This is a genomic window from Streptomyces sp. NBC_01446, assembly GCF_026340095.1.
Classification (GTDB): domain Bacteria; phylum Actinomycetota; class Actinomycetes; order Streptomycetales; family Streptomycetaceae; genus Streptomyces; species Streptomyces aureus.
Genome location: NZ_JAPEPO010000001.1, coordinates 3,184,843 through 3,198,672 on the forward strand (window position 1 = coordinate 3,184,843; position 13,830 = coordinate 3,198,672).

Sequence of the window (13,830 nt, forward strand, 5' to 3'; positions counted from 1 at the left end):
GGCCCTCCGAGGGACCTGTGGGGGGTTGGGGCCCGTGGGCCGGCGCCCGGCTGGGCGCCGGCCCACACGGGCGGACGTCGGACGGTCAGACGCCGACCGGCTCGCCCGCGGCGACGGCGATCTCCGACTCGGCGACGACGCCCGCGACGCGGCGGAGCTTCTTCATCGGGCCGAGCTCCGACTCGTAGACCTTCTTCACGCCGTCACCGAGGGACGCCTCGATGGTGCGGATGTCGCGCACGAGGCGGGTGAGGCCCTGCGGCTCGACGGAGGCGGCCTGGTCGGAGCCCCACATGGCGCGGTCGAGGGTGATGTGACGCTCGACGAAGGTGGCGCCGAGGGCGACGGCGGCGAGCGTGGTCTGCAGGCCGGTCTCGTGGCCGGAGTAGCCGATCGGGACGTTCGGGTACTCGGCCTGGAGGGTGTTGATGACGCGGAGGTTGAGCTCCTCGGCCTGCGCCGGGTACGTCGAAGTGGCGTGGCACATCAGGATGTTGTCGCTGCCGAGGACCTCGACCGCGTGGCGGATCTGCTTCGGGGTCGACATGCCGGTGGAGAGGATGACCGTGCGGCCGGTGGCGCGCAGGGCGCGGAGGAGCTCGTCGTCGGTGAGCGACGCGGAGGCGACCTTGTGGGCCGGGATGTCGAACTTCTCCAGGAAGGCGACGGCCTCGGTGTCCCACGGGGAGGCGAACCAGTCGATGCCGCGCTTCTTGCAGTGCTCGTCGATCTGGCGGTACTCGTCCTCGCCGAACTCGACGCGGTGGCGGTAGTCGATGTACGTCATGCGACCCCAGGGGGTGTCGCGCTCGATGTCCCACTGGTCGCGCGGGGTGCAGATCTCCGGGGTGCGCTTCTGGAACTTGACCGCGTCGCAGCCGGCCTCGGCGGCCACGTCGATCAGCTTGAAGGCGTTGTCGAGGTCGCCGTTGTGGTTGATGCCGATCTCGCCCGTGATGTAGACGGGGTTACCGGGGCCGGCCGTCTTCGAACCGAACGTGCGCAGGCGGGAGTTGGTGCTCATGACTGGGGAATTCCTTACTTGTTGAGGGAGTCGAGAGAAGGGCCGAGGATCCAGGTGGCGATCTCTCGGATCGCGCCGTCACCACCGGGCAGCGTGGTGACCGCACGGGCGGCGCCTCGTACGACGTCGTGGGCGCTCGCGACCGCCACGGGCCAGCCGACGAGGCCGAAGCACGGGAGGTCGTTGACGTCGTTGCCGACGTAGAGCACGCGCTCGGGCGCGATGCCCTGTTCCTCGCACCACTGCTTCAGTGCGAGGTCCTTGCGGTCGATGCCGTGCAGGACCGGGATCTGGAGCTTCCTGGCCCGGGCGGCGACGACCGGGTTCTGTTCCGTGGACAGGATCAGCAGCGGCAGGCCCGACTTGCGCAGGGCCGCGATGCCGAGGCCGTCACCGCGGTGCACGGTGACGAACTCCCGTCCGTCGGAGTCGATCAGCACCTTGTCATCGGTCTGGGTGCCGTCGAAGTCGAGGACGACCGCGTCGATGTCTTCGGCGGTCGGGAGGGAACCGGGCCTGTTCGCGTCGAAGAGGGGCGCGAGGGCACGGGCGCGGGAGAGGTCGTGCGGGTCGTCGATCTCCAGGACCCGCGCGGGGTCGGTGCGGACGAGTTCCGTGCGGCCGAAGAAGCGGTGCTTGGCCTCGCGGAAGCCGCTCGCGTCCATGGCGTAGACCGCGCCGGTCTCCAGGAGGTCCTGGGGGCGGTCCTGGCGCATCTGGCGGAAGGACTTGTCGTGGTTGACGCCGTAGCCGCCGCTGGTGGCCGCGGGGGCGACCAGTGTGTCCGTGCCGCCTTCGACGGAGGCGCGCTCGACCGCGGCGGGCGCGGCCGGCTCGTCATCGGCGTCGCGCCACACGAAACCGTGGAAGGGGGCGACGGTCAGGGCCGTGTCGGCGCCCTTCTCGACGATCGCGTTGACGACGCCGTCGATGTCCTCGCGGACGATGAAGGGGCTGGTGCACTGGACGAGGAGCACGACGTCGACCGCTGCGCCCTGGAGGGCCTCGTGGGCGTCGAGGGCGTGCAGCACGGCCGCCTCGGAGCTCGACTTGTCGCCGGCGATGGCGGCCGGCCGCAGGACGACCTCGGCTCCCGCCTCGCGGGCCGCGGCGGCGATCGCGGCGTCGTCGGTGGAGACCACGACGTCCGTGACGAGCCGGGTGGCGCGGCACTCGCGGACGGTGCGGGCCACGAGGGGCACGCCGCCGACCGGGGCGAGGTTCTTGGCGGGCACTCCCTTGGAGCCGCCACGGGCGGGGATCACGGCGAGGACGCGGCGGACCGGTGCCGCTGTGCCCGCTTCCGGGTTGGTCATCAGGTCTCCTTGAGGGGTACGGGCGTTCACAGCTCGCCCATCCGCCGGATGACGGGCGCCACGCGCTGCACTCCGTGCCGGTAGGCGCCACGGGCGGCGCGGCGCACGATCTGCCGGACGGGGCCGGGCTCCTTGCCGGCGGCGGGTGCGCCGGGCAGCGGCGTCCCGTCGGGGGCGAGGTGGTGGCGGGCGAGGATCCGCGGCAGATAGCCGGGGGCGGTGGTGAGGCTGTAGTAGGGGGCCAGGGGCGGGAGCCGGTCGGCTCCGGTCAGGCCGGTGACCCGGGCGCGGGCCTCGTCGAAGGCGGTGTCGTACGTGCCGTCGGCCGCGACGCCCTGGCGTGCCACCCACTCCTCGTCGGCCTTCGGCAGGTGGCCCGCGTCGAGCTGGTCCCAGGAGGCGAGGCACCCGGAGCCCGTGAAGTGGTGGTTGCCGAGCGCCTCGCGCACCCCGAGGTCGGTGAGCAGGGCGGTGGGGATGCGCCGGTGCAGGGCTTCGAGCGCGGCCGTCGAGCTGACGGTGACCAGGAGGTCGGTGCGGTCGAGTACCTCGCCCATGTGCCCGTAGACGAGGCGGCAGTTGGCGGGCAGCCCGCCGTCGATCCGCTGGGCGAGCTTCTGGTAGGGCGCCTCTTCGATGTGGGTGGTGTGCTCGCCGGGCTTGCTGCGCAGCTTGAGCAGTACCTCGCGCTCGGGGTGCAGCCGGGCGTGCCCGACGAGCCGCTTGAGCAGGTAGGCGCGGTCGGCGGGGGTGTCCGGTACGGAGGGCTGCGCGGCGAAGACGACGGTGTACGGGTCGTGCTTCTCCTCGTAGGGCGTGCCGCCGAGGAACGGCAGCGCGCACTCGGTCACCGAGGAGGCGTCGGCGTCCACACCCTCGTACACGGCGCGGAAACGGTCCGCGTCGTGGCGGGAGTTGGCGAGGACGAGGTCGGCGCCGTGCCGCAGGAGCAGTCCGTCGGCGAGCTTCTCGTAGACGACTCCCACGTAGCCGGTGACGACGACGGGCCGCTTGGCCCGGCCCTGCCAGGCCCGCGCGAGGCCGTGGAGCACGGCCTGGACGGCGCCGCCGACGAGGGCGAGGACGACGACGTCGTACCGCTCGGCGTCCTGCTCCATACGGCGCAGGAATTCGACGGCGGTGACTTCGTCGAGGCTGTCGGCGCGGACGCCGACTTCGTCGAGTTGGCGGGGTGTGGGGGTGGCCCGGCCGCGCAGGAGGAATCCGTTGAGCGGGCTCTCGTCGGTGGTGAGGCGGCGCGCGGTGAGCGCGCCCCACTTCCACCGGGTGTCGGAGTCCGCGAGCACGGCGACCCGTCGGGTCTCAGAGGTACTTGCTGGCACACCCAAGAAGCTAGGAAGCGATTTGAGACCGCGGCCCAACCGGAGTGCAACAAACGGTTAACAGCGCACCGACGAATGGCGAATCCGGTCGGGAAGCAGGCGGGAAGCAGGCGGGTTCACTATTCCGCCACGCGTCGTTCACCTGACATCTCACCATCGGTCAAGACGAATGCCGGGCCGCCGCCTAGTGTCCTTCACGTGGTCAAGCTCTCCGTCATCGTGCCGTTCTACAACGTGCAGCAATACGCGCCCGACACCCTCAGAAGTCTCCGCGCCAACGCGCGCGACGACTTCGAATTCATTCTCGTCGACGACTGCTCGAAGGACGAGACCCCGGACATTCTCGCGCGCGCCGAGCGCGAGCTGCCCGGCGCCGTCCTGGTCAGACACGAAAAGAACGGAGGCCTGGCCACCGCGCGCAACACCGGACTCGACGCGTCGCGCGGTGAGTACCTGACATTCCTGGACGGCGACGACTGGCTCGCCCCCGGATACTACGAGCGACTGCTCGCCTCCATCGAGGGCCTGGGCTGCGACTTCGTCCGCACGGACCATGTCCAGTGCACCGCGCGGGCCCGAACCGTCCACCGCGTGCCGACCGGCAGGCGCGGTGTCGTCATGGATCCGCGCGAGGCGATCCTGCCCGCCGACCGCTCGACGTCCGTCGACTACGCGTACGCGTGGGCCGGCATGTATCACCGCAGGCTCGCCGACGCCGGCCTCCTCCACTTCACCGACGGCCTGCGCACGGCCGAGGACCGGCCGTGGATCTGGCGCCTGCACCGCGAGGCGAAATCCTTTGCCGCAGTCGGACTTCTCGGGGTTTTCTACCGGCGCGGTGTCGCGTCGTCACTGACGCAGATCGGCGACGTCCGGCAGCTCGATTTCATCAAGGCGTTCGACCAGGTGGTGGCCGAAACGGCGCAGGACAAGGACGCGGAAAACCTTCTGCCGAAGGCCGTCCGTACGTACTGCGCGATTATTTCCCACCACTTGGGATCCATCGAAAGGTTCGAACCGGCAGTGGCGCGCAAATTGAAGACAATGAGTTCCGCGGCGCTGAAGCGCATGCCGCAGGACGTGCTCGACGACGCGCTCGACTCGATGGACGTGCAGCGGGCGACGCGCCTGCGCCGGCTGCGGCGCCGCCCCGCCGCGGCGGGGGTGGCTGCCGCGTGACCACGCAGATCTTCCTGGCCTCCACGGTGTACGGGACCGCGACGCTCGCCGCGGCCCTCGACGCGGACTGCTTCGCGCCCGCGGACCGGCGCATCCTGCTCGTCGCCAACAACGCGGCGACCCCGGAGACGACGCCCTCCGTCGACGAGATGCCGGGCTTCGAGCGGCTGCGCGGCCGCTTCGACGACGTCGTGTCGTGGAACGAGACCATCACGCCGTTCCACCCGGGCGGCTGGGCCCCGCGCCCGGACGACGTACCGCTGTGGGAGCGCCATCTGCGTCTCGCCTGGGATCTGGGCGACGACGACGTCGAGCTGGCCGTGGAGTCGATCCAGGTCAACCCCGCGATGGCGGTGGCGCAGATCTTCACCGGCGTCCCCGTCGACGTGTACGCGGACGGCCTGATGAGCTACGGCCCCACCCGCAACAAGATCGACCCGCTGGTCGGCACGCGCGTACGGCGGCTGCTGCATCTGGACCTCGTGCCGGACCTGAAGCCGCTGCTCCTCACGGAGTTCGGCGTGGAGCCCGAGATCCTCCCCACGGACGTCTTCGTGAAGGTGCTGGCCGAACTGGCCGATGTGAGCGGCGAGTTGCCGCCCGTCGGGCCCGACCCGGCCGTGCTGCTCGGGCAGTACCTGTCCGCGCTCGACATCCTCACCGCGCAGGAGGAGGAGGACCTGCACGTGCGGATGATGCGCGGCGCGGTCGCCCTCGGCCACACGCGGATCGTCTTCAAGCCCCATCCGACGGCGCCGGCCACCTGGTCGCGCACGCTGGAGGCGGAGGCGGAGAAGCTCGGCGTCGAACTCACCGTCCTCGACACGCCCGTGCTCGCCGAGGTTCTGTACCAGCGGATGCGCCCGGCCCTGGTGGTCGGCTGCTTCTCGACGGCCCTGCTGACCGCGTCCGCGTTCTACGGCATCCCGGTCGCCCGCATCGGCACCGGCACCCTCCTCGACCGCCTCGCGCCGTACCAGAACAGCAACCGCGTCCCGGTCACGATCGTGGACGCGCTGCTGCCGGAGCTGTCGGAGCAGGCGGCCGTGACCGCGCAGGAGTCCGGAACGGCGACCGCCGAGCTGAACCAGCTGGTGCGCGCGGTCGGCTTCGCGATGCAGCCGAAGATCTACCCGGAGCTGCGGACGGCGGCCGAGCGCTACCTCTCCACCCGTCTGAACGACCACACGTGGCGCTACTTCAAGCGCCGCCGGCTCACGTCCCTCGCGCTGCCCGGCGCCGTCCCGGCCCAGCTCGCGTTCATTCCGCGCAACGCGACGGTGCGCAGAGTCGCCCGCCGCGCGCGCTCGTTCAAGCGGGCCGCCCTCGGATGAGTACTTCAGAGACGACGCTCCCGAAGCTTTCCCCGGGAGCGGACGCCACGGTGCGGACCGCGCGCTCCGGCGCGCACGCACCGCGGCTGAGAGCCCTGGACGGCCTACGGCTCATAGCCGCCCTGATGGTCGCCGCGTACCACTACGGCGGCCGCGACGGTGAGGTGTCCCAGGCATGGGGCACCTCACCGAAGGTCCAATTTCCCTCACTGCACCAGTGGTTCGCCTACGGCTGCCTCGGGGTGCAGATCTTCTTCGTCATCAGCGGCTTCGTGATCTGCATGAGCGGCTGGGGCAAGCCCCTGCGCTCGTTCTTCGCCTCCCGCGCGTCCCGTCTGCTGCCGTCGTACTGGGCGGCCGTGATCCTGGTGACCGCGGTCTTCGCGCTGCCCGCGGTCGCGTACAAGGCGGTCTCGCCCAGTGACGCGCTCCTCAATCTGACGATGCTTCAGCAGCCGCTCGGCGTGGACCGCGTCCTCGGCGTCTGCTGGACGCTGTGGGCCGAGGTCCGCTTCTACGCGCTGTTCGCCCTGTGCGTCGTCCTGCCGGGCGCGAACCGGCGCCGCATCGTGCTGTTCTGCGCCGTGTGGACGCTCGCCGCCGCGATCACCCAGGCGTCCGGCGAGCCGGCCCTCAAGGTCATCCTGATGCCGGAGTACGCGCCCTACTTCATCGGCGGCGTCGGCCTGTATCTGCTCCACCTCGACCGCCGCGACATGACCGCGTGGGGCATCGTCGTGGTGAGCTGGCTGATAGGTCAACACTACGCGGTGGCCGCACTGTGGCACGCACCGAATCCTCACTTCTTCTCGTACCGCGGGTCGGGAACGATCATCCTGATAGTGACGCTCGGTTTCGTGGCGGTGGGCGCGATCGCGCTCGGGCTGCTGAACCGGGTCAACTGGGGGTGGCTGACGGTCGCCGGTGCGCTGACGTACCCGTTCTACCTGGTCCACGAGCATCTGGGCTGGGTGACGATCGAGGTGCTGCACCGGCGTCTCGGGCTGCCGTCGGCCGTGACGTTCGCCCTCACGGTGGCCTCGATGCTCACCCTGGCATGGCTCCTGAACCGCTTCATAGAGAAGCCGCTTGCACCTTTCCTGCGCAAACGACTGAACCCCACTTCGGCCAGGATTCACTGAGGATTCATGCCGTGCGGAGTTTGCTGAACGATTGGCGGATGCGATCTGTGAGCGTCTTGACCCTGTCGATCAGAAGCTCATAGGTTCGCGTCCCATGACTGCTGTGCACACCACCGCCCGGCGCCCGATCGACCTCGACGACGTACCCGGCTGGTTCCCCCCGCTCGACCGACTCCTGTTCACCTGGTTCCTCGAACGGCAGGCGCGACAGGAGGTCCGCGGCGACCTGCTGGAGCTCGGCGTCTACATGGGCAAGAGCGCGGTCCTTCTCGGACAGCACCTGCACGGCGCCGAGAAGTTCACCGTGTGCGACCTGTTCGAGGGCGACGCGCCCGACGAGGCGAACCAGGCCGAATCCACCAAGTCGTACGCCTCACTGACCCGGCAGGCCTTCGAGGAGAACTACCTCTCGTTCCACGACGAGCTGCCGCAGGTCGTCCAGGCGCCCAGCTCCGTGATCTCCGGCGAGGTCGACCCCAGCACCTGCCGCTTCGTCCACATCGACGCCTCGCACCTCTACGAGCATGTGTACGGCGACATCGGCGCGGCCCGCGAGCTGCTCGGCCCTGACGGCATCGTCGTCCTGGACGACTTCCGCTCCGAGCACACGCCGGGCGTCTCCGTCGCCGCGTGGGAGGCCGTGCTCAACCGCGGCCTGCGCCCGCTGTGCCTGAGCACCCAGAAGCTGTACGCCACGTGGGAGGACCCCGAGCCCTTCCAGGACGAGCTACTCGCCATGCTCAGGGAGCGCGACGACATCGCCCTGAGCGTGCAGCAGGCGGCCGGGCACCGTCTGGTCCGCGTGAAGTCGAAGGCGGTCAAGGCACCCGCCTCCCCGCGCTCCCGCCACCACGTGGAGGTGACGGCGGAACCGAAGGCCGCGCCCGCCCCGCAGCCGGCCCCCGTACGCAGGCGGAGCCGTGCCCGCCGTATCGCCGTGGACCTGACGCCACCGGTGGTCACCCGGGCCGTGCGCCGCGCCGTCAGGGGCTAGCCGCACCGTCGGAGGCCGCACCGCCAGAGGCCGGACCGGCGGAAAGCCGCTCAGGCCCCCGCGAGGGACAGCTTCACCGCGAAGCCCAGGAACAGCACGCCCGCCGCAGTGGTCGCGCCCGCCGAGAGCCGCTTGCGGCGCCGGAAGGCGCCGGCCAGGCGGGTGCCGCTGAAGATCAGGGTGGAGAGGTAGAGGAAGCTCGCGGTCTGGAGCAGCCCGCCGAGGACCAGGAAGGACAGCGCCGGGTAGGCGTAACCGGGGTCCACGAACTGAACGAAGAAGGAGATCAGGAAGAGGATCGCCTTCGGGTTGAAGAGGCTGACGATCAGGGCGCGGCGGTAAGGGTGCTCGTCACCGCTCCCGGTCGCCGGCTGCGCCTCGCTCTCCACGACGGGCTCACCGCGCTGCTTCCACAGGGCCCGCGCCGACCGGATCATGCCGATCGCCATCCACGTCAGATAGCCCGCTCCGGCGTACTTCACGACGAGGAAGAGGACCGGCGTCGTCTGCAGCACGGAGGCCGCGCCGAGCGCGGCCAGTGTCATCAGGACCGTGTCCCCGGTGAAGACACCCGCGGCGGCCGCGTATCCGGTGCGTATGCCTTTGCGGGCGGCCACGGAGAGCACGTAGAGAGAGTTCGGTCCTGGCAGCAGGACGATGAGGACGAGACCGGCCAGATAGGTCGGGAGATTGATGACACCGAGCATGAAAGGGAGTGTCGCACGCCTATATGGCTATACGACACTCGCTGGTCAGAGGGTGATACGCGGCCTCAGAACGCGTCGGTCGGGATGTACGTGCCCCACACGTCGCGCAGCGCGTTGCAGACCTCGCCGACGGTGGCGCGGGCGCGCAGGGCGTCCTTCATCGGGTAGAGGACGTTGGCCGAGTCCGCGTCGCTCTCTGCCGCCTTCTTGAGCGCGGCGAGCGCCGTGTCCACGGCCGCCTGGTCGCGCTCGGCGCGCAGCTTCGTGAGGCGCTGGGCCTGCTGGGCCTCGATCGCCGGGTCGACGCGCAGCGGCTCGTAGGGCTCCTCGGCGTCGAGCTGGTAGCGGTTGACGCCGACCACGACACGCTCGCCGGAGTCGGTCTCCTGCGCGATGCGGTACGCGGAGCGCTCGATCTCGTTCTTCTGGAAGCCGTGCTCGATGGCGTCGACCGCGCCGCCGAGGTCCTCGACCTTCGTCATGAGTTCGAGGGCGGCGGCCTCCACGTCGTCCGTCATCTTCTCGACGACGTACGACCCGGCGAACGGGTCGACGGTGGCGGTCACGTCGGTCTCGTAGGCGAGGACCTGCTGGGTTCGCAGGGCGAGGCGCGCGGACTTGTCGGTCGGCAGCGCGATGGCCTCGTCGAAGGAGTTCGTGTGCAGCGACTGCGTGCCGCCCAGCACGGCGCCGAGGCCCTGGACGGCGACGCGGACGAGGTTGACCTCGGGCTGCTGGGCGGTGAGCTGCACGCCCGCGGTCTGGGTGTGGAAGCGGAGCATCAGCGACTTGGGGTTCTTCGCGCCGAACTCCTCCTTCATGACCTTGGCCCAGATCCGGCGGGCCGCGCGGAACTTGGCGACCTCCTCCAGGATCGTCGTCCGGGCCACGAAGAAGAAGGACAGGCGCGGCGCGAAGTCGTCGACGTCCATGCCGGCCGCGACGGCCGTGCGCACGTACTCGATGCCGTCCGCGAGCGTGAACGCGATCTCCTGCGCGGGCGAGGCACCGGCCTCGGCCATGTGGTAGCCGGAGATCGAGATCGTGTTCCACTTCGGGATCTCGGCCCGGCAGTACTTGAAGATGTCGGCGATCAGCCGCAGGGAGGGCTTCGGCGGGAAGATGTACGTGCCCCGCGCGATGTACTCCTTCAGCACGTCGTTCTGGATCGTGCCGGTCAGCTGGTCCGCGGGGACGCCCTGCTCCTCGCCGACGAGCTGGTACATGAGCAGGAGCAGCGCCGCCGGGGCGTTGATCGTCATCGACGTGGACACCTTGTCGAGCGGGATGCCGCCGAACAGGATCCGCATGTCGTCGATCGAGTCGATGGCCACGCCGACCTTGCCGACCTCGCCGGACGCGATCGGGGCGTCCGAGTCGTGGCCCATCTGGGTGGGCAGGTCGAAGGCGACGGACAGGCCCATCGTGCCGTTGGCGATGAGCTGCTTGTAACGGGCGTTGGACTCGACGGCGGTGCCGAAGCCGGCGTACTGGCGCATCGTCCACGGACGGCCGGTGTACATCGACGGGTAGACGCCCCGCGTGAACGGGTACTTTCCGGGCTCGCCGAGCTTCTCGGCCGCGTTCCAGTCGGCCAGCGAATCGGGGCCGTAGACCGGCTCGATGGGCAGTCCTGACTCAGACTCGCGCGCCATGGTTGTGCCTCCAGCTCGGTTGTTACTTGCCAGTCGGTTCGACCCCCGCGACGGACTGTAGCGGCGCGCCTGCTCGCGGTGGAGAGCCGCATGCTGGGACCTTGCTCACAGCGCGTCCGTCACGTTTCTCCATCCCACAATGCGCGGCACTCACGCCGAGTTCGCAACCGGACGCGCGCGGGAAACATCTCTGTTGGCACATCGGACTAGTGGCGAGACTGCGGGGGCCCGGATGCGTGCGACCTTCATGCGTGGATCACTCGCCGTCGCCGGGGTCATCGCCCTGGTCGGCGGCTGCCGGACAGGGGCCGTCGACAGCGGGGGCAAGCAGCCGCCGCCGAAGACGAACGGCGCGGCGTCACCGGCCCCGTCCGACGACGCGAAGAGGCCGGACCCGTCCCCGTCCCCCTCCCGCACCCCGTCGGTCAGACCGACGCCGCCGCCGAAGGTCCTCATGGCGCGCGGCGCGAGCGGCGCCAAGGTGCGCGAACTCCAGGCCAGGCTGCGGCAGATCGCGTGGCTCTTCGAGGGGCCGAACGGAAAGTACGGCCCGGCGACGACCAAGGCGGTCGAGGGCTTCCAGGGCAAGCGGGGCCTGCCGCGCACGGGGAACACCGACACGGTGACCTGGGCGCGGCTGGTGAAGATGACGCACGCCCCGACGCGCGACGAGCTGTACGCGAACGGCGGGCAGCCCGCGGCGAAGCCGGACCCGCGCTGCATGACGGGCCGCGTCGTCTGCATCAGCAAGACCAGCCGGACGCTGACGTGGATGATCGACGGCAAGGCGCTGATGACCACGGACGTGCGGTTCGGCTCGCAGTTCACGCCCACCCGCGAGGGCGTCTTCAGCGTGTACTGGAAGTCCCGGCACCACGTCTCGACGATCTACCACACGGCCATGCCGTACGCGATGTTCTTCAGCGGCGGCCAAGCGGTGCACTACTCGGCGGACTTCGCGGCCCGCGGCTACGGCGGGGCGTCGCACGGGTGCGTGAACGTGCGGGACGAGGGGAAGATCGCGTCGCTGTTCGCGCAGGTCCGCAACGGCGACAAGGTCGTCGTCTACTGGTGACCTGCGTACAGGTGGGGAGAGGGAGTGGGGCGCGGGCGGGACCGGGGGAACGTGTCCCGCCCGCGCCAGTGGCACAGAGCCGAAGGTACGGGGGGAACCCGCGGCTCGTGCACGGCCGATGACCAGTCGGCTCACTTGTTACTGCGCCATGCCGTCCAAAAACGTCACACCCGCCTCGGAAATTCTTTGTTCCCGCAGGTCAGGGCGGGCTCAGGGCTGCGAGGCCGCGGCGCTGTACGAGGCCGAGGCCGTCGCGGACGGCGTCGCCGGCCCGGTTCCCGAAGCGTCGCCGCCCGGGTCGGACGGGACCCACGAGGCGGTCGGCACGGCGCCGACGACGCCGGAGTCCTCGCCGTTCTGGCTGTCCTCGCCGCCGTCCTTGCCGCTGTTCTTGTCGTCGTTCTTGTTGCCGCCGCCGTCGTCCCCGCCGCCGGAGTCGGCGGCCTCCTCTTCGAGGACGCGGGCGCAGAACCGGTCGAGGTCACGGTCCCCCTTCTTCGTGGCGACGCGCTTCGCGGCGGCCCGGAGGCGCTCCTTCTCGGAGTCGCTCAGGGCGCCGCCGCGGTACTTGCGGCAGGCGTCGACCAGGCGCTGCCGCCCGGCCTCCCGGTCCGCGGCGTCCGATGCGCGCGGGCCGGTGCCGGGCTGCGTCGTCGTCGGGCCGGCCCGGCCCGCCGTGTCGTCCTGGGACGGGGCGCCCGAGCCGGGCTCGTGCGAGTGACCGTCGGGCACGGCGCTGCCCGAGCGTCCGCCGTCGGTGTCCGAGATTTCGGGCGACGGTGAGGTGAGGGGCTGTTCGGGAGACGCGGCGGCGGAGACGCTGGCGGCGGGCCCGGGTTCGCCGCGGCCGCCGAACGGCGACGGAAGCACTCCGGTCCCGGCCGCGACGGCGACGCCGCCGATCATGCATCCGGCGAGCGCGGCGGCCATCCCGAACCGTACCGGGCGGCCCCAGCGGACGGGCCGCGCGTCGGGTCTCGCGAGGCGGACACTGCCGACGTCGGAACCGGCGTGCCCGCCGATCGCGGCGTTCGTGTTCGCGTTCGCGTCGTTCTCATGGCCCACGGGTCCGTGGAGCGAGGAGACCGGGGCGAGAGCCCCGCGGGGCCTGGCATGGCGTGCCTTCAGGGTCGCCGAGCCGGGCTCCTGCGCGCCGGATTCGCGCGCCTTGCGGAACGCGGCCAACGCGGCTGCCTCACCCGGCAGCTCGCCTCCGTCTACGCGTGTCACTGCGAGTGCGTCGAGTGTCCCGGCGAGGCGGGCGGCCCGGGCGCGGGTGGCTGCGTCGACGGCTTCCAGGGGCTCACCGCGCAGCAGACGCTCGGCCGCGTCCCGGTCCAGCCACTTGTTGTGCTCGTCGGCCATCACATGTCCTTCTGCGTCCGCGTCCGCGAATGCGTCACACCGGCGGACGTCACCGCGTGCCCGCGCGGCTCTCTCGGGGGCGGTACGGCGTCGAGCGTGCCGTCCGGGCCCGCGTGCGCCGTCTGCACATGCGAACCCTCGGCGCCGAGCAGCTCGGCGAGGCGCTTGAGGCCGCGGTGCGCGGCGGTCCTGACGGCGCCCGGACGCTTGCCGAGGGTCTGGGCGGCGCTCTTCGCGTCGAGCCCGACGACGACGCGCAGGACGACGGCCTCGGCCTGGTCCTGCGGAAGCTGGGCGATGAGCGCGAGCGTGTCACCGGTGGCGAGGAGTTCCATCGCCTCGTCGGCGGTGTCGGATATCGCGGGCCGGCCGGTGAGCTCGGTCTCGTCACCGCCTATGGCGGGCCGGCGTCCCCGCATCCGTATGTGGTCGAGGGCGCGGTTACGGGCTATGCGTGCGGCCCAGCCGCGGAAGCGGTCGGCGTCGCCGCTGAACCGGGAGAGGTCCCGGGCGATCTGCAGCCAGGCCTCGGACGCGACATCCTCCGCGTCCGGTTCACCGACGAGTGTCCGTACGTACCCGAGCAGGCGTGGATGCACCGCGCGGTACACAGTCCGGAACGCGGTCTCGTCCCCGTCCTGCGCCGCATGCACCGCGGCCGTCAGCTCCGCGTCGTCCCCCAGCACTGCGCCACCC

12 protein-coding genes are annotated in these 13,830 nt (G+C 70.8%); 5 read left to right on the forward strand and 7 right to left on the reverse strand.

The genetic code is table 11. The features are described from left to right. Positions 1-85 precede the first annotated feature (85 nt). Genes OG456_RS14150 through OG456_RS14160 form a run of 3 tightly spaced genes read right to left on the reverse strand, consistent with a single transcriptional unit; the run spans position 86 to position 3,683 of the window. A complete protein-coding gene (locus OG456_RS14150) occupies positions 86-1,024 on the reverse strand; it encodes an N-acetylneuraminate synthase family protein (protein WP_116510705.1) in 939 nt (312 codons plus the stop codon). A gap of 14 nt (positions 1,025-1,038) precedes the next feature. Next, a complete protein-coding gene (locus tag OG456_RS14155; protein WP_266560867.1) occupies positions 1,039-2,340 on the reverse strand; it encodes an N-acylneuraminate cytidylyltransferase in 1,302 nt (433 codons plus the stop codon). A 26-nt stretch (positions 2,341-2,366) separates the two neighbouring features. After that, complete coding sequence (locus tag OG456_RS14160; RefSeq protein WP_266560869.1) at positions 2,367-3,683, reverse strand: DUF6716 putative glycosyltransferase; 1,317 nt, start codon at positions 3,681-3,683, stop codon at positions 2,367-2,369. Between the two features lie 198 nt (positions 3,684-3,881). On the opposite strand from OG456_RS14160, the gene OG456_RS14165 reads away from it, so the two are divergent. From OG456_RS14165 to OG456_RS14180, 4 genes are all read left to right on the forward strand, one after another. Continuing rightward, entirely contained in the window at positions 3,882-4,862 is a 981-nt protein-coding gene (locus OG456_RS14165) for a glycosyltransferase family 2 protein (protein ID WP_266560871.1), read from the forward strand. Next, a complete protein-coding gene (locus OG456_RS14170; protein ID WP_266560873.1) occupies positions 4,859-6,196 on the forward strand; it encodes a polysialyltransferase family glycosyltransferase in 1,338 nt (445 codons plus the stop codon). Before OG456_RS14165 ends, OG456_RS14170 begins: the two co-directional genes overlap by 4 nt. Continuing rightward, positions 6,193-7,338, forward strand: a complete 1,146-nt coding sequence (locus OG456_RS14175) for an acyltransferase (protein WP_266560875.1) — start codon at positions 6,193-6,195, stop codon at positions 7,336-7,338. The genes OG456_RS14170 and OG456_RS14175 overlap by 4 nt, the downstream gene beginning before the upstream one ends. A 94-nt stretch (positions 7,339-7,432) precedes the next feature. Beyond that, the gene (locus OG456_RS14180; RefSeq protein ID WP_266560877.1) at positions 7,433-8,332 is read left to right on the forward strand and encodes a class I SAM-dependent methyltransferase; all 900 of its coding nucleotides are present in this window, start codon (positions 7,433-7,435) and stop codon (positions 8,330-8,332) included. 50 nt (positions 8,333-8,382) lie between these two features. Here the strand turns inward: OG456_RS14180 and leuE are convergent, their stop codons facing one another. Continuing rightward, positions 8,383-9,039 (reverse strand): leucine efflux protein LeuE, encoded by a 657-nt coding sequence (gene leuE / locus OG456_RS14185; protein ID WP_266560879.1) that lies wholly within the window; start codon positions 9,037-9,039, stop codon positions 8,383-8,385. 65 nt (positions 9,040-9,104) lie between these two features. Further along, positions 9,105-10,694 carry a methylmalonyl-CoA mutase gene (locus tag OG456_RS14190; RefSeq protein WP_266560880.1) on the reverse strand — a complete coding sequence of 530 codons (1,590 nt, stop codon included), beginning with the start codon at positions 10,692-10,694 and terminating at the stop codon, positions 9,105-9,107. A 232-nt stretch (positions 10,695-10,926) separates the two neighbouring features. Here OG456_RS14190 and OG456_RS14195 point away from each other — a divergent pair, with 232 nt between their 5' ends. Next, entirely contained in the window at positions 10,927-11,769 is an 843-nt protein-coding gene (locus OG456_RS14195) for a L,D-transpeptidase family protein (RefSeq protein ID WP_266560882.1), read from the forward strand. A gap of 210 nt (positions 11,770-11,979) precedes the next feature. Here OG456_RS14195 and OG456_RS14200 read toward each other — a convergent pair whose 3' ends face one another. Together OG456_RS14200 and OG456_RS14205 are read right to left on the reverse strand one after the other, a co-directional pair. Beyond that, positions 11,980-13,134 (reverse strand): hypothetical protein, encoded by a 1,155-nt coding sequence (locus OG456_RS14200; protein ID WP_266560884.1) that lies wholly within the window; start codon positions 13,132-13,134, stop codon positions 11,980-11,982. Further along, positions 13,134-13,820, reverse strand: a complete 687-nt coding sequence (locus tag OG456_RS14205) for an RNA polymerase sigma factor (protein WP_266560886.1) — start codon at positions 13,818-13,820, stop codon at positions 13,134-13,136. Before OG456_RS14205 ends, OG456_RS14200 begins: the two co-directional genes overlap by 1 nt. Positions 13,821-13,830 lie beyond the last annotated feature (10 nt).

Excerpts from the sequence above, each read along its gene's own strand:
- OG456_RS14150 (WP_116510705.1), bottom strand. The coding sequence starts at position 1,024 with ATGAGCACCAACTCCCGCCTGCGCACGTTCGGTTCGAAGACGGCCGGC.
- OG456_RS14155 (WP_266560867.1), bottom strand. The coding sequence starts at position 2,340 with ATGACCAACCCGGAAGCGGGCACAGCGGCACCGGTCCGCCGCGTCCTC.
- OG456_RS14175 (WP_266560875.1), top strand. The coding sequence starts at position 6,193 with ATGAGTACTTCAGAGACGACGCTCCCGAAGCTTTCCCCGGGAGCGGAC.
- OG456_RS14180 (WP_266560877.1), top strand. The coding sequence starts at position 7,433 with ATGACTGCTGTGCACACCACCGCCCGGCGCCCGATCGACCTCGACGAC.
- leuE (WP_266560879.1), bottom strand. The coding sequence starts at position 9,039 with ATGCTCGGTGTCATCAATCTCCCGACCTATCTGGCCGGTCTCGTCCTC.
- OG456_RS14190 (WP_266560880.1), bottom strand. The coding sequence starts at position 10,694 with ATGGCGCGCGAGTCTGAGTCAGGACTGCCCATCGAGCCGGTCTACGGC.
- OG456_RS14195 (WP_266560882.1), top strand. The coding sequence starts at position 10,927 with ATGCGTGCGACCTTCATGCGTGGATCACTCGCCGTCGCCGGGGTCATC.
- OG456_RS14200 (WP_266560884.1), bottom strand. The coding sequence starts at position 13,134 with ATGGCCGACGAGCACAACAAGTGGCTGGACCGGGACGCGGCCGAGCGT.